General features: G+C 60.4%; 19 protein-coding genes and 1 tRNA gene. 11 read left to right on the top strand and 9 right to left on the bottom strand.

Annotated features, from left to right (window positions below; genetic code table 11):
• Positions 1–869: 869 nt before the first annotated feature.
• Together lepB and ACSV9I_RS04780 are read right to left on the bottom strand one after the other, a co-directional pair.
• Entirely contained in the window at positions 870–1739 is an 870-nt protein-coding gene (gene lepB / locus ACSV9I_RS04785; protein WP_438327629.1) for a signal peptidase I, read from the bottom strand.
• Positions 1740–1958: 219 nt separating this feature from the next.
• Positions 1959–5732 (bottom strand): vitamin B12-dependent ribonucleotide reductase, encoded by a 3774-nt coding sequence (locus tag ACSV9I_RS04780; RefSeq protein WP_438327628.1) that lies wholly within the window; start codon positions 5730–5732, stop codon positions 1959–1961.
• A gap of 839 nt (positions 5733–6571) precedes the next feature.
• Between ACSV9I_RS04780 and ACSV9I_RS04775 the strand changes: the two genes are divergently transcribed.
• The gene (locus ACSV9I_RS04775) at positions 6572–8482 is read left to right on the top strand and encodes a methyl-accepting chemotaxis protein (RefSeq protein ID WP_438327627.1); all 1911 of its coding nucleotides are present in this window, start codon (positions 6572–6574) and stop codon (positions 8480–8482) included.
• An 81-nt stretch (positions 8483–8563) separates the two neighbouring features.
• Here the strand turns inward: ACSV9I_RS04775 and ACSV9I_RS04770 are convergent, their stop codons facing one another.
• Positions 8564–9397 (bottom strand): DUF1206 domain-containing protein, encoded by an 834-nt coding sequence (locus tag ACSV9I_RS04770; RefSeq protein WP_438327625.1) that lies wholly within the window; start codon positions 9395–9397, stop codon positions 8564–8566.
• A 141-nt stretch (positions 9398–9538) separates the two neighbouring features.
• Here ACSV9I_RS04770 and ACSV9I_RS04765 point away from each other — a divergent pair, with 141 nt between their 5' ends.
• From ACSV9I_RS04765 to ACSV9I_RS04755, 3 genes are all read left to right on the top strand, one after another.
• Positions 9539–9712, top strand: a complete 174-nt coding sequence (locus ACSV9I_RS04765; RefSeq protein WP_438327623.1) for a hypothetical protein — start codon at positions 9539–9541, stop codon at positions 9710–9712.
• 65 nt (positions 9713–9777) lie between these two features.
• Positions 9778–10137: an ArsR/SmtB family transcription factor gene (locus tag ACSV9I_RS04760; protein WP_438327621.1), complete on the top strand. Its 360-nt coding sequence runs from the start codon at positions 9778–9780 to the stop codon at positions 10135–10137.
• 2 nt (positions 10138–10139) lie between these two features.
• On the top strand, positions 10140–10673 hold the full coding sequence (locus tag ACSV9I_RS04755; protein ID WP_054160009.1) for an SRPBCC family protein: 534 nt from the start codon (positions 10140–10142) through the stop codon (positions 10671–10673).
• A gap of 90 nt (positions 10674–10763) precedes the next feature.
• On the opposite strand, the gene gpt is transcribed toward ACSV9I_RS04755, so the two are convergent.
• The 3 genes from gpt to ACSV9I_RS04740 all read right to left on the bottom strand — a co-directional run bounded on the left by gpt (position 10764) and on the right by ACSV9I_RS04740 (position 13205).
• On the bottom strand, positions 10764–11261 hold the full coding sequence (gpt, locus tag ACSV9I_RS04750) for a xanthine phosphoribosyltransferase (RefSeq protein WP_054160041.1): 498 nt from the start codon (positions 11259–11261) through the stop codon (positions 10764–10766).
• 212 nt (positions 11262–11473) lie between these two features.
• Positions 11474–12316, bottom strand: coding sequence for a universal stress protein (locus ACSV9I_RS04745; RefSeq protein WP_054160040.1), 843 nt, complete (start codon positions 12314–12316; stop codon positions 11474–11476).
• A gap of 103 nt (positions 12317–12419) precedes the next feature.
• Positions 12420–13205: a competence/damage-inducible protein A gene (locus ACSV9I_RS04740; RefSeq protein WP_438327618.1), complete on the bottom strand. Its 786-nt coding sequence runs from the start codon at positions 13203–13205 to the stop codon at positions 12420–12422.
• Positions 13206–13401: 196 nt separating this feature from the next.
• Here ACSV9I_RS04740 and wrbA point away from each other — a divergent pair, with 196 nt between their 5' ends.
• Together wrbA and ACSV9I_RS04730 are read left to right on the top strand one after the other, a co-directional pair.
• The gene (gene wrbA / locus ACSV9I_RS04735) at positions 13402–13998 is read left to right on the top strand and encodes an NAD(P)H:quinone oxidoreductase (protein ID WP_054160007.1); all 597 of its coding nucleotides are present in this window, start codon (positions 13402–13404) and stop codon (positions 13996–13998) included.
• Positions 13999–14010: 12 nt separating this feature from the next.
• Positions 14011–14427, top strand: a complete 417-nt coding sequence (locus tag ACSV9I_RS04730; protein WP_438327616.1) for a PilZ domain-containing protein — start codon at positions 14011–14013, stop codon at positions 14425–14427.
• Positions 14428–14467: 40 nt separating this feature from the next.
• Here ACSV9I_RS04730 and ACSV9I_RS04725 read toward each other — a convergent pair whose 3' ends face one another.
• Positions 14468–14752, bottom strand: coding sequence for a hypothetical protein (locus ACSV9I_RS04725; RefSeq protein WP_438327614.1), 285 nt, complete (start codon positions 14750–14752; stop codon positions 14468–14470).
• Positions 14753–15000: 248 nt separating this feature from the next.
• On the opposite strand from ACSV9I_RS04725, the gene ACSV9I_RS04720 reads away from it, so the two are divergent.
• The 4 genes from ACSV9I_RS04720 to ACSV9I_RS04705 all read left to right on the top strand — a co-directional run bounded on the left by ACSV9I_RS04720 (position 15001) and on the right by ACSV9I_RS04705 (position 18061).
• Positions 15001–15085, top strand: a tRNA-Leu gene (locus ACSV9I_RS04720).
• A gap of 196 nt (positions 15086–15281) precedes the next feature.
• Positions 15282–16316: an ABC transporter substrate-binding protein gene (locus ACSV9I_RS04715; protein ID WP_197278390.1), complete on the top strand. Its 1035-nt coding sequence runs from the start codon at positions 15282–15284 to the stop codon at positions 16314–16316.
• Positions 16317–16460: 144 nt separating this feature from the next.
• Positions 16461–17249, top strand: a complete 789-nt coding sequence (locus tag ACSV9I_RS04710) for an ABC transporter ATP-binding protein (protein WP_054160004.1) — start codon at positions 16461–16463, stop codon at positions 17247–17249.
• 2 nt (positions 17250–17251) lie between these two features.
• Positions 17252–18061, top strand: a complete 810-nt coding sequence (locus ACSV9I_RS04705; RefSeq protein WP_438327712.1) for an ABC transporter permease — start codon at positions 17252–17254, stop codon at positions 18059–18061.
• Between the two features lie 6 nt (positions 18062–18067).
• Here ACSV9I_RS04705 and ACSV9I_RS04700 read toward each other — a convergent pair whose 3' ends face one another.
• Positions 18068–18700, bottom strand: coding sequence for a hypothetical protein (locus tag ACSV9I_RS04700; RefSeq protein WP_438327611.1), 633 nt, complete (start codon positions 18698–18700; stop codon positions 18068–18070).
• A gap of 69 nt (positions 18701–18769) precedes the next feature.
• On the bottom strand, positions 18770–20224 hold the full coding sequence (locus ACSV9I_RS04695) for a TrkH family potassium uptake protein (RefSeq protein ID WP_438327608.1): 1455 nt from the start codon (positions 20222–20224) through the stop codon (positions 18770–18772).
• Between the two features lie 96 nt (positions 20225–20320).
• On the opposite strand from ACSV9I_RS04695, the gene ilvA reads away from it, so the two are divergent.
• Complete coding sequence (ilvA, locus tag ACSV9I_RS04690; protein WP_438327709.1) at positions 20321–21571, top strand: threonine ammonia-lyase; 1251 nt, start codon at positions 20321–20323, stop codon at positions 21569–21571.
• The last annotated feature ends 8 nt before the right edge of the window (positions 21572–21579 follow it).

Genomic DNA, 21579 nt, shown 5'->3' with positions numbered 1-21579 from the left:
CCGGAGGGAGACCGTTGCAAGCGGGCCGGGGTTTTGTGCCTGCGACAGCACATCGCCCCGGCGCCGATCCCGCCTCGCCTGACATCGCATCGTCAGGTGTATCCGAGGGCGGAACGGGGTGAGTCTACGAGAGGAAAAATGGGCGGGGATTAAAAAATGTGTCCGGGTTTGATTTCGTTGGAGATTTCCCGAAACTCATCCCCGGGCCTCTGCGGGAATTAAGGGGCTTTTTTGGGTGGTTGCGGCCGGCACCGCGCTTGTGGCCTTCGCCCCGCTTGCGGGGAGGAGGTGCCCGAAGGGCGGATGAGGGGCAATCGGCTCGCGCGACACCCATCTCCCCCTTCGTGGGGGAGAAAGCGATTTCGATGAATTAGGCGCGCGAAAGCCGCCTAAACATCAGAAATCGCAAGTGAGGTGGTCTGTTATGTCGGGGCTACGGGACGGATCCCCTCACCAGCAAAATCTGAAGTTTAGCCCTGATCGGGCTAAGCCTTCGATTTTGCAACCTCTCCCGCAAGGGGAGAGGGGGCCGCACCGTCCTGCCCTTCGACAGGCTCAGGACGCGGATGATGGGGCGGCGGCTTGGGTGACGCCCTCATCCTGAGGCGCCCTCGCGAGAGCGAGGGCCTCGAAGGATCCAGACAATGGCTGGAAGATGGGCCTCGTCCTTCGAGGCCCGACTGTGTCGGGCGCCTCAGGATGAGGGGTAAAGGGTTCGGTTTGCGCGGCCCATCTCCCCCTCGGGGCAGTGAAGACGGTGCGCGCAATTCGAGGTGCTCAGGAGGCGGAGGAGGAGTGCCACCGTTCGCTCGCTGCGAGAGGGCGGAATTTACCGAGTGAGAGGACGCTGGTTCATTGAGGACCCAAGTCTATTGGACGCTCAGCCAGAAACGATCGGCCCTTAAAGAGCTGAATATCAGGAAGGGCCGCGCGGCAATGTTTTCCCCGGGCACGAAGCCAACGTCAAAACGGCTGTCCAGGCTGTTGTCACGATTGTCGCCCATTACGAAGTAATGGCCTTCGGGGACCAAGAATTCAGAGGAGCTATCACCCCGAGAAGTGTCGCTCGTTTCTATGATTTGGTGGTCAATGCCCCCGGGGAGATATTCGGTATAGAGCATTTCATCTGGTTGCAGTTCGATGTTATCAGCCTCTGACGGCTTCCTTTCGACGATTATGCCGTTGATGAAGAGCCTGCCGTCGCGCATCTGGATACGATCGCCCGGCAGACCAATCACACGCTTGACATAGCTGGTCGTTGGTTCCGGCGGAAATGCAAATATGACAATTTCGCCGCGTTTGGGCGACCTGCCCCCGAACCGATGGCTTGGGCCCCAGCCAAACATCAGTGAGTACCGGCTGATACCGTAGGTCAGTTTCTCGGAGAAGACATAGTCGCCTTCTTGTAGAGTGGGCCGCATTGAGTTCGCGGGAATTGAAAAAGGTTCGATTGCAAAGTTGCGGATCAAGATTGCGATCAGCATTGGTGCAATAAAAAGCACTAACAGCCAGTTGTAGGTTCTCGCGAACCATGGGTAGCGATCGAGCGGTATTTGTTTTGCTGCCGTGACACATACATAGACGGCACCGACCGTCCTGTAGGTCAGCAACACCAATGTCGCCACCCAATCCGGATATTCTATCTCCAGAAGCCTCGCGCCATATAACGCCGAATAGCCGATGAAGACGCTGACGAAAACGAAGGCAATGCCCAGTCGCCCTCGACCAAGATAAAACATTCCGCACTCAGGCGACAATATGAAGCTTATGGCAGCGGCCCAAGCCGGGTGACGTCGACGATAGGAAGAAAATAATTGCACTTAGGGGGACCTAAAAATACGGGCCGGATTGTAGCCGCAAATGAAGAAAGCCGCGATGAACTTAATCACCACGGCTCTGCAAATGGCAGTTGGTGAAAGGGGGCGAACTCGCGTCATTCGCCCCCTTTCATAATTATCTCAAGAGCACCCGCTGGTCGCACCACACGTGTCGCACTTTTCACACGTGCCGTTCCGCACCATGGTGAAGTTCTGGCATTCCGAGCACATGTTGCCCGTATACCCTTGCGCAATCGAGCGCATGCGGCGCGAGGCTTCGAGCTTCTTGGCTTCGGCCTTGGCGGCGGCTGCGTCGTCGGCGGCGGTGTCGGAGAACAGGCCTTCTTCGGCGATCTCTTCAGCCAGTTCAGCGGCGCGTTCCTCGTAGTCGCGCTTGAAGGACACGACTTCCGATGTGGAGATGGCCGTCGTCACTTCCAGCTTGCGGGCAGTGGCGCCCGAAGAGGAGAAGGCGGTGACGGTGGCCGAGGCCTTGGCGGGGGCGGCGATGGCTGCACCCTTGGGCTCGGCCGACAGGGCCTGGTTGGAGACGAGCGTCGGCTTGTATCCGCGGGTCAGACCCTTGGAGACGACATCGGCCTTGCCTTCCTTGACGCCGCGGCCAAGAGCGGTGGTCGAGAAGTCGGACGTATCGACATGGGCCAGATCGCTGCGGCCGATATAGGAGATCGCCAGTTCCCGGAAGACATAGTCGAGGATCGAGGTGGCGTTCTTGATCGCGTCGTTGCCGGTGACCATGCCGGCCGGCTCGAACTTGGTGAAGGTGAAGGCGTCGACATATTCCTCGAGCGGCACGCCATACTGCAGGCCGAGCGAAACGGAGATGGCGAAGTTGTTGATGAAGGCGCGCAGAGCCGAGCCTTCCTTGTTCATGTCAAGGAAGATTTCGCCAAGACGGCCGTCGTCATATTCACCGGTGCGCAGGAAGATGGTGTGACCACCGATCTTGGCCTTCTGGGTGTAACCCTTGCGGCGGGCCGGGAGCTTTTCCTGCTCGCGCACGACACGATCGACGATGCGCTCGACGATGCGTTCCGTGACCGTGACCGCCTGGGCCGCCTGCGGCTGGGCCAGGAGATCATCGAGCGCGTCTTCGTTGTCTTCGTCCTCGATCAGCGAGGCATTGAGCGGCTGGGAGAGCTTGGAGCCATCGCGGTAAAGCGCATTGGCCTTGAGCGCCAGCTTCCAGGACAGCATGTAGGCGGAGCCGCAATCTTCGACGGTGGCTTCGTTCGGCATGTTGATCGTCTTGGAGATCGCGCCCGAGATGAACGGCTGGGCCGCTGCCATCATGCGGATATGGGATTCAACCGAGAGATACCGCTTGCCGATCTTGCCGCAGGGATTGGCGCAATCGAAGACCGGCAGATGTTCGGCCTTCAGGAAGGGCGCGCCTTCCAGCGTCATGGCACCGCAGACATGGATATTGGCAGCCTCGATGTCCTTCTTCGAGAAGCCCATATGGTCGAGCAGGTTGAAGCTCATGTCTGCGAGCTGCTCGTCGGAGACCTTGAGCGTGTCCTTCAGGAAGTCGACGCCGAGGGTCCACTGGTTGAAGACGAACTTGATGTCGAAGGCAGCCTTCAGCGCGCCATTGACGGCTTCGATCTTCTCATCGGTGAAACCCTTGGCCTTGAGCGTCGAGGGGTTGATGCCCGGCGCCTGGTTGAGGTTGCCGTGGCCGACGGCATAGGCGTCGATCTCGGCAATCTGGCTTTCCGAGTAACCAAGCGTGCGCAGCGCTTCCGGAACGGCCGCATTGATGATCTTGAAGTAGCCGCCACCGGCGAGCTTCTTGAACTTCACCAGCGCAAAATCAGGCTCGATGCCGGTCGTGTCGCAGTCCATGACGAGACCGATCGTGCCGGTCGGTGCGATGACCGAGACCTGGGCATTGCGGTAGCCATGCTTTTCGCCAAGCTCGAGTGCCTTGTCCCAGGCCGCCGTCGCATGTTCGACAAGGGCAGGGTCGGTGCAATCGGCATGGATCAGCGGAACCGGGTTGACCGACAGGCCCTCGTAACCGAAGGCGAGGCCCTGGGCGGCACGGCGGTGGTTGCGTATGACGCGCAGCATGTTGTCACGGTTCGGCGCAAAGCCCGGGAAGGGGCCGAGTTCCGAGGCCATTTCGGCTGATGTTGCATAGGACACGCCGGTCATGATGGCGGTCAGCGCACCGGCAATGGCGCGGCCTTCGTCGGAATCGTACGGGATGCCCGAGGACATCAGGAGACCGCCGATATTGGCATAGCCGAGGCCGAGCGTGCGGTATTCATAGGAGCGTTCGGCGATCTGACGCGACGGGAACTGCGCCATCATCACGGAGACTTCGAGCACGACGGTCCACAGGCGGACGGCATGTTCGTAATCGGCGATGTTGATCTTCTTGGTTGCCGCATCCTTGAACTGCAGGAGGTTGAGCGAAGCCAGGTTGCAGGCCGTGTCGTCGAGGAACATGTATTCCGAGCAAGGGTTCGACGCGCGGATCGGGCCGGCAGCCGGGCAGGTGTGCCAGTCGTTCATCGTCGTGTTGAAGTGCAGGCCCGGATCAGCAGACGCCCAGGCGGCATAGGAGATCTTCTCCCAGAGGTCGCGGGCCTTCAGCGTCTTCATCACCTTGCCGTCCTTGCGGGCGGTGAGGTTCCAGTCGCCATCGGCTTCGACCGAGCGCAGGAAGTCGTCCTTCAGCGAGACCGAATTGTTCGAGTTCTGGCCGGAAACGGTGAGGTAGGCTTCCGAATCCCAGTCCGTGTCATAGGTCTTGAACTCGAGATCCTTGTAGCCCTGCTGGGCGAACTGGATAACGCGCTTGATGTAGTTTTCCGGAACCTGGTCCTTCTTCGCGGCGCGGATTTCGCGCTTCAGGGCAGGGTTCTCGTTCGGGTCGAAGCAGGCGCCGTTGTCGGCCTCGCAGTTGACGCAGGCCTTCATGATCGCCTTCAGGTGCTTGGCGACGATCTTCGAGCCGGTGACGAGGGCTGCAACCTTCTGCTCTTCCTTCACCTTCCAGTCGATATAGGCTTCGATATCCGGATGGTCGATGTCAACAACGACCATCTTGGCCGCGCGACGGGTGGTGCCGCCCGACTTGATGGCGCCGGCAGCCCGGTCACCGATCTTGAGGAACGACATGAGGCCCGACGAGCGACCGCCGCCCGACAGCTTTTCGCCTTCGCCGCGCAGATAGGAGAAGTTGGAGCCGGTGCCGGAGCCGTACTTGAAGAGACGCGCTTCACGGACCCAGAGGTCCATGATGCCGCCTTCATTGACCAGATCGTCTTCGACGGACTGGATGAAGCAGGCATGCGGCTGCGGATGCTCATAGGACGACTTCGACTTGACCAGCTTGCCGGTGAAGGGGTCGACGTAGAAATGGCCCTGGCCGGGGCCGTCAATGCCATAGGCCCAGTGCAGGCCGGTGTTGAACCACTGCGGGGAATTCGGCGCGACGCGCTGGGTGGCGAGCATGTAGGCAAGCTCGTCCTTGAAGGCGGCGGCATCTTCTTCAGAGGTGAAGTACTTGCCCTTCCAGCCCCAATAGGTCCAGGTGCCGGCCAGGCGATCGAAGACCTGGCGGGCATCGGTTTCCGAGCCGTAGCGTTCGTTTTCCGGCAGAGCGGCCAGCGCCTTCTCATCGGCAACCGAGCGCCAGAGGAAGGAAGGAACGTCGTTTTCCTCAACCTTCTTCAGCGCCTTCGGGACGCCCGCCTTGCGGAAATATTTCTGGGCGAGAATGTCGGCCGCCACCTGGCTGAACTGGGCGGGGACGTCGATATCGGCAAGACGAAATACGATTGAGCCGTCGGGGTTCTTGATCTCGCTGATGGCCTTGCGGAACTCGATCTCCGCATAGGCGGACTGTCCCGGTTTGGTGAAGCGACGTTCAATGCGCATCTGCCTTAATCCCTCGATCTGGCGCCGTTCACCGGCGCAATAATTTCCGCTCGTCCGCACGCAAAACCGCGCAGCCGTTGAACTCTTCCGTTGGGTGATTCATCCGGAGATGATGACCCTGTATATGGTGGAGAATGTGGCTGCAAACACTAAATATAGTATCAACAGCGAAAAACTTCCAGCCCGCCAACTTCTGTCGGGCGGTCAAAAATCGCACAGAATTCCTGCCGCGGGCGACGTCCTCAGAACGCCATTCCACTTACAAAGAAACTGCTACAATGTTTGATGAAACCCGGTCTCGTTCATGTCCGGGTCGTCGCCGCCGCAACGGGGTCCATTAACATCTTAAGGGTTGATTCCGTCAAGGGGTGGTCTGTGACTGAATTATTAACGCTAGATATTGTGTTCCAGGGTGTGGATAACGGGCAAAAGCGGGGAAGTGACGGGAATCACAGCGCTTTCTCGAACGCAGCGCGTCAAGGGGCGTCACCCCGCCGGCGAGTGACTTTGTGCCTCAAGCAGGAAAGACGTTCAGGAATGGCACGAAAAGCGGCGGAAAAGCGGCGTTTTGCGGGCATGTTGCAACGGATCCACATTCTCTGGGGAATAATTGGGGATGAGATTTTCAGAGCGCAAAAATATCAGCTCTGCTGATCGTTCTGTGAGGTTTGAGCAAAAGACTGTCACTGGATTGCAACGGTTGCGACAGTCGGATTTGGCCGGTCAACCAATTCGAAACGAGTGCAGGCTAGAACTGAAAGCTGAACGTATGGAATGAACTCCATGCCTGGCCTTGAGCGCCGCCCGCCAGGAAGGAGGGTCTGACGGAGTTTGTTCTGATGGCCATTGCCAATCTTTCCATTTTGAAGAAGGTGAGTCTCGTCGTCGTCCTCATGGGCGTCGCGGCTGCCGCAATCGCTGCCGTTGGCGCGAATGGCCTGTCTTCGCTGGGGGCAGCCCTGCGCGACACCGGCTCCCGCGAGGAAGTCGCTCGCGAAGCCATGGACCTGCGCGTCGATATCATCGCCATTTCGCGCATGACCTACCAGCTGGCCATGGCGCCGGAAAAGGCGGCCGATTTTGCCGCCGAGACCGATAAGCGTGCCGGCGAAATGCTGGCTCGCCTGCCGAAGATCGCAACGACCGCCGATGCGACCGAAGCCCAGATCCTCGATCGCATCAAGACCGCCCTCGACGCCTACTTTACCCAGGTTCGGGAAATGGTGTCTGTCGCGGCGACCCCGGCCGGCCAGGATCCTGCCGTGATGAAGGCCGAGCTTGCCAAGGCACTCGATGCCCAGAAGGCCGTAACCTCCGTCGTCAAGGAATATTCGACCCAGTCCGCCACGTCGCTTGCGACCTCGCGCGGCAATGCGCTGGCAGCTTCCAGCTTCACCATGATGCTCCAGATCGTCACCGCGGCCATCTGTATTGTCGCCGGTGTTGCGATCAGTTTCCTGATTGCCCGCAACGGCATCGTCAATCCGATCCGCAGCCTGACCTCGGTCATGTCCGGGATGGCATCCGGCCGCCGCGCTAGCACCATTCCGGGCACGGACCGCCAGGACGAAATCGGCGAGATGGCCCGCGCGCTCGAAGTCTTCCGTGCAAACGAAGAGCAGATGCGCGCCATGGAAGCGCAGGAAGCGGCACTGACTGCCCAGAGCAAGGACCTGCAGTCCTCAATCAGCGTCATCGTGAAAGCCGCCGCCGCCGGCGACTTCTCGCAGCGCATTTCCAAGGCCTATGAGGATGCCGATCTTCAGCGCTTTGCCGGTTCGGTCAACGAACTGGTCGAGAATGTCGACCGTGGCGTCAACGAAGTTCGCCGCGTCATTGCGGCCCTTGCCGATGCCGATCTGACCCATGATATGCAGGGCCATTTCCAGGGCGCCTTTGCCGAACTGCAGGCCAATGTGAACCAGACCATGGCCGTCCTTCGTCAGACGATGCAGAATATCCTGCATGCGGCTGGCACGATCACCGGCAATTCCGGTGAACTGTCTTCGGCCGCCAACCAGCTGGCCCGCCGGACCGAGCAGCAGGCAGCCTCGCTCGAAGAAACGGCCGCAGCGCTTGAGGAAATCACCACCACGGTGAAGACCTCGACCGAACGCGCCAAGGAAGCCTCGCACATGGTCAGCGAGACGAAGAACAGCGCTGGCAAGTCGGGCGATATCGTTCGCAACGCGATCGATGCCATGGGCCGTATCGAGCAGTCCTCGCAGCGTATCAGCCAGATCATCTCGGTCATCGACGAGATCGCCTTCCAGACCAACCTCTTGGCGCTCAACGCCGGCGTCGAAGCTGCGCGTGCCGGTGAAGCTGGTCGCGGTTTCGCCGTCGTTGCCCAGGAAGTTCGCGAACTGGCTCAGCGTTCGGCCAATGCCGCCAAGGAGATCAAGACCCTGATCAACACCTCGGCCGAGGAAGTGAAGGGCGGCGTCTCGCTCGTGCTGTCGACGGGTGATGCGCTGCGTGAGATCGAAGGTCTGGTCAACCGTGTCAACGATCACGTGGTGACGATCGCGCGTGCTTCGCAGGAACAGTCCATGGCGCTTGGCGAGATCAACAGCTCGGTCAATCACATGGACCAGATGACCCAGCAGAACGCTGCCATGGTCGAGGAAACCACGGCTGCCAGCCAGGTTCTCGCCGGCGAAGCCCGTCAGCTGCAGGCCCAGCTCGCCCAGTTCAAACTGGACGGCGGCGCGACCCAGGGATCGTCCTCCTACAGGACCGCTGCCTGATCCGTTCCCGGGTCTGGTCGATGACCGGAGCCCATAGACGCATGATAAAAGGCGCCGCATCGCTGCGGCGCCTTCTTTGTATCACAGCAAGCCCGGCCTTTGCGGCATCAGTTCTTGTCGGAGATCGCCGGCACTCGGCGTGCGGATCCGGCGGTAGCGCGCCTCGACGAAATTGTAGAGGCCAAACGCCCCAAGGCCGAGAGCCACGATCCCATAGATCACGCCGCCAAAGGGCAATTGTCGGACCCAGGCGAGTGCCTCTGCCGTGCCCCCAGCCTGTCCGGGATCGACCATAAAGGCGGCATAGACGAAAAAAGCACCGACGATGGCGAAGACCACGCCACGAGCGACAAGGCCGTAAATCGAGATCAGTACGGCCGGCGTGTTCCGGTTTGCGTCGAGATCGAGATATTTGCCGAAACTGCGTTTGATCCCCTTGGCCGCTGTCACCGCCCCGCCGACCATAAAGCCGAGCCCGATGAGACCGGCCAGATAGCGGCCAAAGGGCTGTGCCATGATCCAGGCGGCCAGTCCCCGCTCGCCGCCCGATCCGCCATCGCCGCCGAGCTGCAATGCCAGGGTGAGTGCCGTCACGGCGAGCCCTGCATAGGTGATGGCGCTTCCGAACAGCGCCGCCCGGATCAGATAGCCTTTGGCATCGTTGTCCTGCCCGTCTGCATTCGCCAATGACTGGGCAAGACGCCAGACGACGAATCCTGCAAGGCCAAGCCCGACAAGGCCAATCCAGATCCGCCCGAAGGGCTGCTCCAGCAGTGCCCTGAAGGCAGACTGCGTGTCCGGTTGCCCGCCTGCGATGCCGGAGGCGAGCGCGAGCGCGGCGATCAGCACAAATACGATGCCACGGGCGCTGTAACCGGTCCGTGCCATCCAGCCGAATTTCGATTGAGTTTGCATGATGCCTCTCCATGTCCTGCTTCAGAAACGGAGGAGAGGGGGCTCGGTTCCACGGCATTTGGCCGGAGTTTCAGGGTGTGGGCGGAACCCACGCGCTGTTCGGCTGTTGCGCCTTCAGACTGGCGACGACGAAAGGGAAAAATGATGTCGGACGAACCGAAAGAGCATTATGGCGAAACGGATCAAGAGACGGCCTATCGCGGGCAGGAACGGCCCGGCTCCTGGCGGGGCAAGGTCTTCTCGGGATGGTCGCTTTTCTGGGGTGCGATCTTCCTGGCGATGGTTAGCGGTATGGTCGGTGGGCTGAGCCTTTGAGCGGCAATCGATAATGTTCAACCATTTGGTTGACAATTATCGGCGCGCCTCGCATATTCAACCGTATGGTTGAGCAAACATCTTTGTCACTCGATAGAGTTTTTCATGCCCTCGGCGACCCGACGCGTCGTCGGATGCTGGCCGATCTTGCGGATGGCACCCGAACGGTCAGCGAACTGGCCGAGCCCTATGCCATGTCGCTGGCCGCAGCCTCCAAACATATCAAGGTGCTGGAAGCCGCTGGCCTGTTGCGCCGCGAGGTTCGGGGGCGAACCCATCTCTGCCGACTGGAGCCGGAGCCGATGGCCAGCGCTCACCAGTGGCTGAGTGCCTATGAGCGCTTCTGGACCGGCCGGCTGGATGTTCTCGAACGGCTTCTCCGAGCGGAGGATGCCGCATTATCCCCAAACACGGATGGAGACTGAGAATGACGGAAAGACTTGCAGTCCACCCCTATGGCCGGCTTGCGGAACCGGCGACGCTGGTGATCGAGCGGCTTTTGCCGGGACCGGCCTCGCGGATCTGGGCCTATCTGATCGACGCCGACAAGCGTCGCAAATGGCTGGCTGACGGCGCCATGGAGCAGAAGGCCGGTGCGACGTTCGAACTTGTCTGGCGCAATGACGAATTGACCGAGCCGCCTGGGGCACGGCCGGACGGTTTTGCCGAAGAGATGCGCATGACGAGCCGCGTTCTGGAACTCCAGGCGGAAAAGCGGCTCGTCTTTACCTGGGGCGAGAGTGGAGAAGTCAGTTTCGACCTTCGGCCCGAGGGGGACGCGGTTCTGCTCACCGTCACCCATCGTCGGATCACCGATCGGGCCAATCTCCTGATGGTCGGTGCAGGCTGGCACATGCATCTCGACATTCTGGCGGCGACGCTTTCGGGTGGACGGGCGGAACCGTTCTGGGACGGCTGGCTGCGCCTGAAGGGCGAATATGATCGTCGCCTGCCGGCTTGACCGGTGACCGATTAGGGCTCTGAAACGAAAAGAACCCGCGCCATGCGCGGGTTCTGATTGATCCATCGGATCCTGTATTCTCAAGCTGCCTTAGCCCTTGGAACCCTTGGCAATCGGTTCCTGATAGGTGAAGCCCATGTCCCAGGGGAAGTAGATCCAGGTGTCCTGACTGACTTCGGTAACGAAGGTATCGATCGTCGGTACGCCCTTCGGCTTGGCATAGACGCAGGCAAAATGCGCCTTGGGCATCATCTGACGCACTTCCAGCGCCGTCTTGCCGGTATCCGTCAGGTCGTCAACGACGAGCACGCCTTCGCCGCCATTTTCCATCAGCTCGGGCGTGATGCCCTTGAGCAGGTTCATTTCGCCCTGGTTGACATAGTCGTGGTAGGACGCGACGCAGACCGTTTCGATCAGGCGAATATTGAGTTCGCGCGAGATGATCGCCGCCGGGACCAGGCCGCCGCGGGTGATGCAGACGATGGCACGGAATTCCTGGCCGAGACCGGCAAGACGCCAGGCAAGCGCACGGGCATCGCGGTGGAACTGGTCCCAGGAAACGGGAAAGGCTTTATCGGGAAGGGACATCGGCGTTTGGCTCCGCTTGGGCGCACCTGTCATCGGCGCGTTAGAATGGCGTCTTCGACGGGAGCGACCGCAAGAGCGGGCCGAAAACGCTGTCCGCGCGGCAATGGACCGCGCGGAATTCGCCCCGCAGGGCTCCCGACATTGGCCGAGCTATTAACGGCAATTGGCCGCGACTGGCAAGACCCGGGCACCGCGCCGAAAGTGGGTCGCTCTCAACGCGACAGAAGCGTCAACGCCGTCATCGAATCAAGAATGGTGCGGGTAACGCCACCAAACAGGACTTCCCACCAGCGCTTGTTGCCATAGGCGCCCATGACAAGAAGGTCGATGGAGCTGTCCGACAGCCGGTTCTCGATGGCCGCCGCCGGGGAAAGCCCCGTCTTTTCCTGGCAGGTGACCGTGACCTTGATCCCATGGCGGGCAAGCGCAGCCGCAATCTCGGCGCCGGCCATGGCGGCTGACTGAGCCGGTGTCTCCGGCGGGTCGACGCTGAAGATCTCGACCTCTTCGGCCTCCTTGAGGAAGGGCAGGGCATCGAAAGTGGCGCGTGCGGCCTCACGCGAGCCGTTCCAGGCGATGAGGACCCGTCGGATAGGGCGCGGTTCCTTGAGGATATAGGGAATGAGGAGAACGGGGCGACCGCTCTCGAACAGGAAGCTTTCAAGCTCCGAGCGGGTCTCGCTGAGCAATCCGCCTTCGCCCTGGGCGGCAATCACCAGATCGGCGCTGCGCGCGCTCTCGATCAGGGAGGCCGAGTTGATGCCCGAAGAGGTCACGAAGCTGCGCCACTCATGCGAAAGCCCTTCGCGCGTGGCCATGTCGCGAAAGATCTTCTCGACCGTTTCGGTTTCGTGATGCGCCATGTCTTGCAGCGCCTGAACGGTCGCCGGATCGGGGATTTCCATCGGCGCCACCATCGGCACCATGGCCATGGCCTCGGCATGCGCGCCGATCACATGTGCACCGGATCGGTTGGCGAGGGCTGCTGCGAAATCGATGACTTGGCGGGCGTCCTTCGGCGTGTCGAGAATGGCGAGTAGCGTGCGATAGGTCATGGCAGTCTCCCTTTGCAGCGCCGGTTCGTGGCCGGCATGGGGACAACTATGACGGTCATGGCCGGGTTCCGCCTTGACCTTGGTCAAGGCGGTTCTGCCTTTGTCAGGCGACTTCGCCGGTGCCGAGATCGAGCTCTGACGCGGCGTTTTTCTCGGCCCTGATCGCTTCGATCATCGCCTCGACATCGTGGGCTGCCGCATCCACGACCGCCTGATCACGGGCACGCACGATCAATTCGGTGGAAAAGCGCAGGCCGTCGAAATGCGGGTAGGAGCCGATCGAGGTCTCGGGATGGGCCTTCTGGATGGCGCCGAGGGCCGTGCCGATATCCCCTTCGCCAAAGGGGCAGGCAATCGAGCGTGACAAGACGCGGCGCCCGGCCGGCAGCGTCCCGATGACATGCGCGATCATGGCCTGGAAGACCTGCGGCACGCCCGCCATGACATGGACATTGCCAATGATGAAGCCGGGGGCGGTGGAGACCGGGTTCGGGATGTGGCGGCTCCCTTGCGGCATCCGGGCCATGCGCTGGCGCGCCTCGGTGAATTCGAGCCCGCGCCCGGCATACATGTCGCCGAGCAGTTTCATCGCATCCGGGTCATGCAGGCAGGGCAGGCCAAAGGCTTTCGATACGGCATCGGCGGTAATGTCGTCATGCGTCGGGCCAATGCCGCCCGAGGTGAACACGTAGGTATAACGGGCGCGCAGTGCATTGAGCGCCTCGACGATCGCCTCTTCTTCGTCGGAGACGATGCGGACCTCCTTGAGATCGATGCCCGCCACCGTCAGAAGATCGGCGAGATGGCCGATATTCTTGTCTTTGGTCCGGCCGGACAGGAGTTCGTCGCCGATGGCGAGCATGGCTGCAGTCTGGATGGTGTCGCTCATCGGAAGGTCCTTCAGAGATTTCGGGGTCTAAGGATTGAGAGGCTGTTGTCCTAGCGGTTTGTGACGGCGATGAGAAGCGAAGGCATCGTTCGGGTGAACACTGCGTTGCCACCCACGGGGCTGGTCGTGCCGCCAGTTTGCGCTAAGTCTTTTACCGAACACGCCGGGTCCCGGCACATTCAAGAGGAGATACGACATGGCCAAGGTACTGGTTCTCTATTATTCGGCTTACGGTCACATTGAGACTATGGCCTATGCCGTTGCCGAAGGGGCAAAGTCGGCTGGCGCGGACGTCACCGTTAAGCGCGTGCCGGAACTGGTGTCCGAGGAGGTCGCCAAGGCTTCCTACTACAAGATGGACCAGAAGGCCGAGATCGCAACGCCCGCCGAACTTGACCAGTATGACGCCATCATCGTTGGCGCCGGCACCCGTTACGGCACGGTCGCTTCGCAGATGCGCAATTTCTGGGACCAGACCGGCGGCCTCTGGGCGCAGGGCAAGCTTGTCGGCAAGCTCGGCTCGATGTTCACATCGACCGCGACCCAGCATGGCGGCCAGGAAACCACCATCATGGGCTTCATTCCGACCTTCCTCCATCACGGCATGCTCTATGCCGGCCTGCCTTACGCCTTCCAGGGTCAGATGGGCGTGACGGAAGTCATGGGCAACTCGCCTTATGGCGCGTCGACCATCACCCATGGCGACGGCTCGCGTCAGCCTTCCGAGATCGAACTCGAAGGTGCTCGCTTCCAGGGTGCCCATGTCGCAAAGCTTGCCGCCAAGCTCGTCTAAGACTAATTTTCGGTGCAATTGATCAGCAAAGAGGGCGGTTCATCCGCCCTTTTTCGCGTCATGGCTGCAAAGGGCCAGATTTCTTCCGACTTGTTGAGAGTGTTTTTAACTCTTTTGGGCAGGATGTGCGGAACGTCACATCTCGCGAACGGAAGGTTTCAGGCCATGCAGGAGGCCAGCGAAAAACGCCAGCACCCGCGCATGCGGGCACTGAAAGCAGCCCGAGCCGTCATCGGCAACGGCCATTCTACCTTTGACTGCACCATCCGAAATCTGTCGGTGGGCGGCGCAAAGGTGGTCTTCGAATCAACGGTTCCGATCCCGCATGTCTTTGATCTGCGCTTCGAGGACGGGACGCAGCACGCCTGCGAGGTTCGCTGGCGCACACCCAAGGAACTGGGTGTGGTGTTCATCGACGTTCAAGCCTGAGCGTCGCCGCAGTGGCGCTCTTTGCCCACCGGCCGGCCGTTCAATCCTGGCGCGGCTGGCTGAGATGGCCAAACAACGACGTGGTCAGCAGTGTTGCCATCAGCAGCACCTGAAATCCCTGCGGCGGTGCCGGGATCGCGGCGAGCATGGCAAGGGCCGACTGGATCGCCGGCAGGGTGGCAAATTGCCCCGCCAAATCCGCGGTTGGGAAATCCACGACCAGATAAAGCGCCAGCATAACGAACATCCCGATGTCGCTGCTGCGAAAAATCAATTTTTTCATCGCAAATGCCTGTAGAGCCGGGCGCAATAACCGCACCACCACCTGTTAATTCCCATTAATATCTAGGGGAATATTGGCGCAATCGCGGCAAGATCGTGGCCTTTCCCTTGGCGTGACCGTCCTCTTGTGTCCCTCATCACCCTCCTTGCTCATGAAAGGACGCGGGCTTTGCCGCAGGCGTCTGCTTTGCTTTTCAGCCGGTCTGCCGGTGCATTTAGCCGGGGTTCATTGCGCGCCAGGTGTGAAACACGCCTTGCATTTTTTGCCGAGACCGCTGACAAAGCGCCGACGCGGACGTGGCGAAACTGGTAGACGCAAGAGACTTAAAATCTCTCGGCCTCGGTCATGCGGGTTCGATCCCCGCCGTCCGCACCAACCTCAATCATGATCCATCTGTGCCTGAGAGCCTTTTCCGTTCGTTCGGAGGCGTCAGTATCGTTGTGCAAGTCAGGGCCCCTGCGGCTATAAAATAAGCACGTCCAGATTTGGCGAAAGTTTGAGCATTTTCGGCTTTGCCTCTCCTTTGAAACCTGCTTTGATGTGCCCATCAAATAACAAGGGGAGCAAAATCATGATCACCAGACGTCTCTTTTCAGCAGCGCTTCTGGCCACGGGCCTGACGGCCGGGCTTGCGCTGCCGCTGGCGCAAGCCCGGGCTGAGACGGCCATCAAGTTCACTCTGGACTGGAAATTTGAAGGCCCGGCCGCAGGCTTTTTGCTGGCGCTGGACAAGGGATATTTCAAGGCGGAGGGGCTCGATGTGACGATCGATTCGGGCAATGGCTCGGTCGAGGCGATCCCGCGCGTCGCAACCGGCGCCTATCAGATGGGCTTCGGTGACATCAATTCGGTGATCAAGTTCCTCGACGAGGATCCGAGCCAGAAGATCAAGGCGGTGATGATGATCTATGAACGTCCGACGTTTGCGGTCGTCGGTCGCAAGTCCCTTGGCATCACCGAGGACCCCAAGTCGCTTGAGGGCAAGAAGCTTGGCGCGCCGCCGCCGGATGGGGCCTTTGCCCAGTGGCCGGCCTTCAAGCAGGTCGCCGGCATCGACGACAGCAGCATCACCATCGAGAGCATCGGCTTTCCGGTGCGCGAGCCAATGCTGGCCAAGGGCGATGTCGATGCCGTCTTCGGTTTCGCCTTCTCGGTGATCTTGAACCTCAAGGCGCAAGGCATTGCCGACGACGACATTGCCACCATCCTGATGGCTGAGAACGGGCTGAACCTCTATGGCAACAGCGTTCTGGTGAATACCGATTTCGCCACCGAGAACCCTGAGGCGGTAAAGGGTTTCCTGAAGGCACTTGCCAAGGGCTTTGCAGATGCGGTCGCCAATCCGGAAGAGGGCGTGGCGGCCGTTCTCAAGCGAAACGAGACACTCAATCCCGAAATCGAGGCGGAACGCCTGGGCATGGCGAATGCCATGAACATCAAGACGCCTTATGTGGTCGAGAACGGCTTAGGCGGCGTCGACATGACCCGTCTTGGTGCGTCGATTGAGACGCTGAAAGTGTCGATGGGCCTCAAGGGCAATGTCAAGGCGGAGCAGGTTTTTGACGCCTCGTTCCTGCCGGCCAAGGAAGAGCGCATGCTGCCTTGATGGGTTGATCCTCCCCATCAAGGGGGAGGGTCTAACCGCAGGGCCGGGGTGCGGTGACCTTTCGCAAGATCACCCCACCCGCCACGTCGTAGCGACCTCCCCCTTGAGGGGAGGTTGGGAAATCCTCTCTTGACCGGAGCCCCCATGTCTCATCTGGTTTCCATCGACAATGTCGACATGCGTTATGGCGGCGCCGACGGTACGCTGGCCGTGTCCGGTCTCACCATGCGCGTCGAGAAGGGCGAGTTCGCCGCCGTGGTCGGACCCTCCGGTTGCGGCAAGTCGACCCTGATGAAACTGGTAACGGGTCTGCATATTCCGCAGTCCGGCGTGGTCATCGTCGCTGGCCAGCAGGTGACCAAGCCAGTGTCGATCGTTGGCATGGCCTTCCAGAACCCGACCATGCTGCCCTGGCGAACGACGCTTCAAAACATTCTCCTGCCGCTCGAGATCGTCGAGAAACACCGGCATCGGCTGCGGGCCAACAGGCGAGAATACATCGAGAAGGCGGAAAACCTTCTGGAGATTGTTGGTCTCAAAGGGGTGGGCTCGAAGTTTCCCTGGCAACTGTCCGGCGGCATGCAGCAGCGCGCCAATCTCTGCCGCGCTTTGATCCATGAGCCGGATCTCCTGATGCTCGATGAGCCGTTCGGCGCGCTGGATGCCTTTACCCGCGAAGAGTTGTGGTGCGTGATCCGCGATCTGCATGCGGCACAAGGCGTGACCATCGTGCTTGTCACCCATGACCTGCGCGAGGCGGTCTTCCTTGCCGACCGCATCTTCGTGATGAGTGCGCGCCCCGGTCGCGTGGTCAAGGAACACACGGTGCCCTTTGCCCGTCCGCGTGAAATCGAGCTGACTTATGACAACGCCTTCAACGACATGGTGCATGTCCTGCATGGCGAGATCGCAAAGGCGAGGGTGGTGGCATGACCATGCTTCAAACGCGCGATAAAGCGCTGGGCGCAAAGCCCTGGGGGCAGCGGATCGACTGGGTGAAGGCTGCCCCTGTCCTCTATACGGTCGGCCTCTTTGCCTTCTGGGAATTGGCGGTCATCCTGCTCGATACGCCGCCGACGGTTCTGCCGGCGCCGAGCAGGGTTTTTCAGGCGATCGTGCAATACTGGTCGCCGATCTGGAAGAACTCGTTGCAGACGCTCTATACGACGACGCTCGGCTTCCTGATCGCGGTTGTCGCCGGTCTCGCCCTTGGTCTTTTTGTCGGCTGGTCGAAGACCATCTATGCCGGGCTCTATCCGCTGATGATCGGCTTCAACGCGATCCCCAAAGTGGCGCTGGTGCCGATCCTCGTCATCTGGTTCGGCATCGGCACGGTGCCGGCGGTGCTGACTGCCTTCCTCATTTCCTTCTTCCCGATCGTCGTTAATGTGGCGACCGGTCTCGCCACGATTGAGCCGGAGACGGAGGATGTGTTGAGGGCGCTTGGTGCGCGCAAGATGGACATCATGCTCAAGGTCGGCATTCCGCGCTCGATGCCTTACTTCTTTGGCTCGCTGAAGATCGCCATCACGCTCGCCTTCGTCGGCTCGGTCGTCTCTGAGACGGTGGCATCCAACTATGGCCTCGGCAACATGATGAGCTCGGCGCAAAGCCAGTTCAACGTGCCGCTGGTCTTTGCCGGGCTCCTCGCGCTCGCCGTTGAAGGTATTGCCATGTACGCGCTGATGGCCTGGGTGGAAAAGCGCATGACGGGCTGGGCCCATCGCTCGACCATGGCACAGTGACGGATTTTAACCCGGCTTGGCGATCGAGAAAGGCAGCTCGAAGGAGACGGACCGCTCAGACACGATGTCATTGACCGTGTAGCGCAGCACGTAACCGCCGGGCTCTGCGCCGCCGAGGTCAAGGGTCAGGTGGGTGAACACTTCCTGCGCCGCGACGCGGCTCGGATAGCGGATATTGCCGAACCCCTCCTTGAGTGCCACGAGGCGGCCAGACGCGCTGGTGAGTTGCATATCTATGGTGAAATGGGTCTCAACCTTGTCTTCGGCAAGCTTGGTCCAGCGCAGCCCAATCACCTCGATATAGGTCATCAGCGGTTCGCCGGGCTGGAAGATCGTGTTCGGTTTGGCGGTGTAGGAGCCATAGGCGGCTGGCCGTTCGGTGATGAAGACGGCGCGCGGCACGGTCAGCGGCAGGCTTTCGGAAAAACGGGCCATGCCTTCCTGGATCTTCGCCAGTGCGGCTGGCGCATCGCCACCCGCTGCCAGCTTCTCGGCTTCGATCGCAGCGTCAAGGAGAGGGCCCGCCAGCGCGTTTGCCGCAACCGGAATAGGACAGAGAAAGAGGGCAAGCACGACAGGGGAAACGATGGACGAGCAGCGCCTAACAACCGTTCGCCCGACCGTGATCCGTGCCGTCATCCTGATTCTCCTGCAGCACCCGTTTAATTGAGGGTGGGAAGGGAAAGGTCTGCCGTCAAGCGTATCGGATCAGGATTTCCAGAACAGGGGCACCAGCAGAACCAGCACGGTCAGAACTTCCAGTCGGCCCAGCAGCATGGCGAGCGACAGGATGTAGAGTTCCGGGTCGTTCATCATGGCGAAATTGCCCACAGGTCCGATCAGCGGGCCGATACCGGGGCCGACATTGGAGAGCGCCGTGATCACGGACGATGTCGCGGTGGCAAAATCATAACCCGCCAGCGCCATGGCCATGGAGCCGATGGCCCAGATGAACACATAGGCGCTGAAGAAGAGGAAGACGGCGCGTTGCGTCTCGGCGTCCACTGTCTGCTTGCCGTAGCGGACCGAATAGACCGCATTGGGATAGATGAGCTTCTTCAGGCCGGTGACGATGATGTTGAACAGGATGATGAAGCGATAGGCTTTGATGCCGCCGGCGGTCGAGCCGGAGCAGCCGCCCATGAAGGTGGCAAAGAAGGCGGCGGCGACCGCAAACGGCCCCCAAAGCGTATAGTCTTCGCTGGCAAAGCCTGTCGTCGACAGGATCGAGGCGAAATTGAAGAAGGAATGGGTCAGCGCCAGCGGCAAGGCGATGTCGTTGCGCACGTGATTGTAAATGCCGGCCATCAGCGCGAAGGCTGCCACATAGCCGAGGAAAACGAAGATCTGCGGATCGCGCAACGCATCGAGACGGCCGCGCACCAGAAGCACGATCAGGATCGAAAAGGGAAGGCTGCAGACCGTCATGAAGAAGGTCGAGATCCACAGGATCGTCAGGCTGTCGAAGGCAGCGAAGGAATTGTCATAATTGCCAAAGCCGGCGGTCGCCACGGTCGAGAAGGAGTGGATGATTGCATCGAAGTGGCTCATGCCGGCAAGATCGTAGGAGACGATGCAGACAAGCGTGATTGCCACATAGACGGCCATGAAGGCGCGGGTAAAGGTGGCGATCCGGGCAAAGGGTTTGTCGCCGATATCCGAGGATTCCATCTTGAAGAAGGAGACGCCGCCGACGCGCAGGAAGGGCAGGACGAAGAGCCCGAGTGCGACGATCCCGATGCCGCCGAGCCATGCCAGCAGCCCGCGCCACATGAGTATGCCGGGCGCGACCCTGTCCAGGCCGGAAATCACCGTCGATCCCGTGGTGGTAATGCCGGAGATCGCTTCGAAGAGCGATTGGGCTAAGGTCAGGTCGAGGTTGGAAAAATAGAGCGGGATGGCGCCGACGAGCGAAAAGACAGCCCAGAGAACATTGACGAGCAGGAAGCCCATGCGCTTCGAAAAAGCGGGCGGTGGGCCGCGCGTCGCCATCGAGGCGAGGAGCGAAATGCCGCCAACCATGGCTGCGCAAATGGCAAACAGCGACCAGCCATCGTCACCATAATAGAGGTCGACCATGGCGGGGATCAGCATGGCTGTGGACAGATAAAGCCCGCACAGCGCAGCAATATAGACGACGGAGCGCAGCAGATTGGTGTTCAAGGAAATCATCCGCGATTTGGCGGACAAAGAGCCTTTGTCTCTGCCCCGCGTCTATGCCATAGCGGGAGCCGGCTGAAATTTCAACGGATGGACAAGGTGAAGGCAATGGACGTGGAAGCAGCGCTTGAGGCGATGCGTGGTCTCTTTCCGGAAACGCCTTTGCAATTGAACGATCACCTGAGCGCGCGATACGGCGCGAACATCTATCTGAAGCGCGAGGATCTCACACCCGTCCGCTCCTACAAGATCCGCGGTGCCTTCAATTTCTTCCGCAAGATCGTCGCTGAAAGTCCTGTTGGCACCACCTTCGTTTGCGCCTCGGCGGGCAATCATGCGCAAGGCTTTGCCTATGTCTGCCGCCATTTTGGCGTGGAGGGCATTGTCTTCATGCCGGTGACGACGCCGCAGCAGAAGATTGACAAGACCCGCACCTTTGGCGGTGAGTTCATCACCATCCGCCTGATCGGCGACATCTTCGATCAGTGCTATGCGGCGGCCCGTGAGCATGTCGAGGCAATCGGTGGCCATATGGTGCCGCCTTTCGACGATCCCGACATCATCGAGGGGCAGGCGACCGTCGCTGCAGAAATTCGCCAGCAATTGCCGGAGGATGTGACGCCCGATCTGATCGTCATGCCGGTCGGTGGCGGTGGGCTTTCCTCGGGCATGACCGGCTATTTTGCCGACACGCTCAGCCAGGACACCTTCCTGTTTTGTGAACCGGCCGGTGCGCCAAGCCTGAAGACAAGCCTCGAACGCGGTGAGGTCGTGACGCTGCCCAAGGTCGACAATTTCGTCGACGGTGCAGCCGTTGCCCGGATCGGCGACCACAATTTCGAAGCACTGAAGCAGTTTCGCCCCGATCAGGTGGAGATCGTGCCCGAAAATGCCATCTGCGTGACGATGACCGAGATGCTGAACATCGAGGGTGTGGTCCTGGAGCCGGCAGGCGCGCTATCGCTGGCAGCTCTGTCGATGCTGCCGGCAGAGCGGATTGCCGGCAAGACCGTGGTCGCTGTGGTCTCCGGCGGCAATTTCGATTTCGAGCGGCTGCCCGACGTCAAGGAAAGGGCCATGCGCTATGCGGGCTTGAAGAAGTATTTCATCCTGCGCCTGCCGCAGCGGCCAGGTGCGCTGCGCGACGTGCTGAACCTGCTCGGGCCGGAAGACGACATTGCCCGGTTCGAATATCTGAAGAAGTCCGCGCGAAATTTTGGTTCCATCCTGATCGGGATCGAAACCGGGCGGCGAGAGAATTTTGTTGATCTGTTCCAGCGCTTCGAAGCCGCAGGGCTCGGCTTTGAGGATATTACCGAAAATGAGATCCTGGCCAATCTGATCATCTGACCAGTCGA

It is taken from the genome of Rhizobium sp. G187 (assembly GCF_051549525.1).
Lineage (GTDB): Bacteria > Pseudomonadota > Alphaproteobacteria > Rhizobiales > Rhizobiaceae > Allorhizobium.
This window is presented reverse-complemented; position numbering and strand designations above follow the sequence as displayed.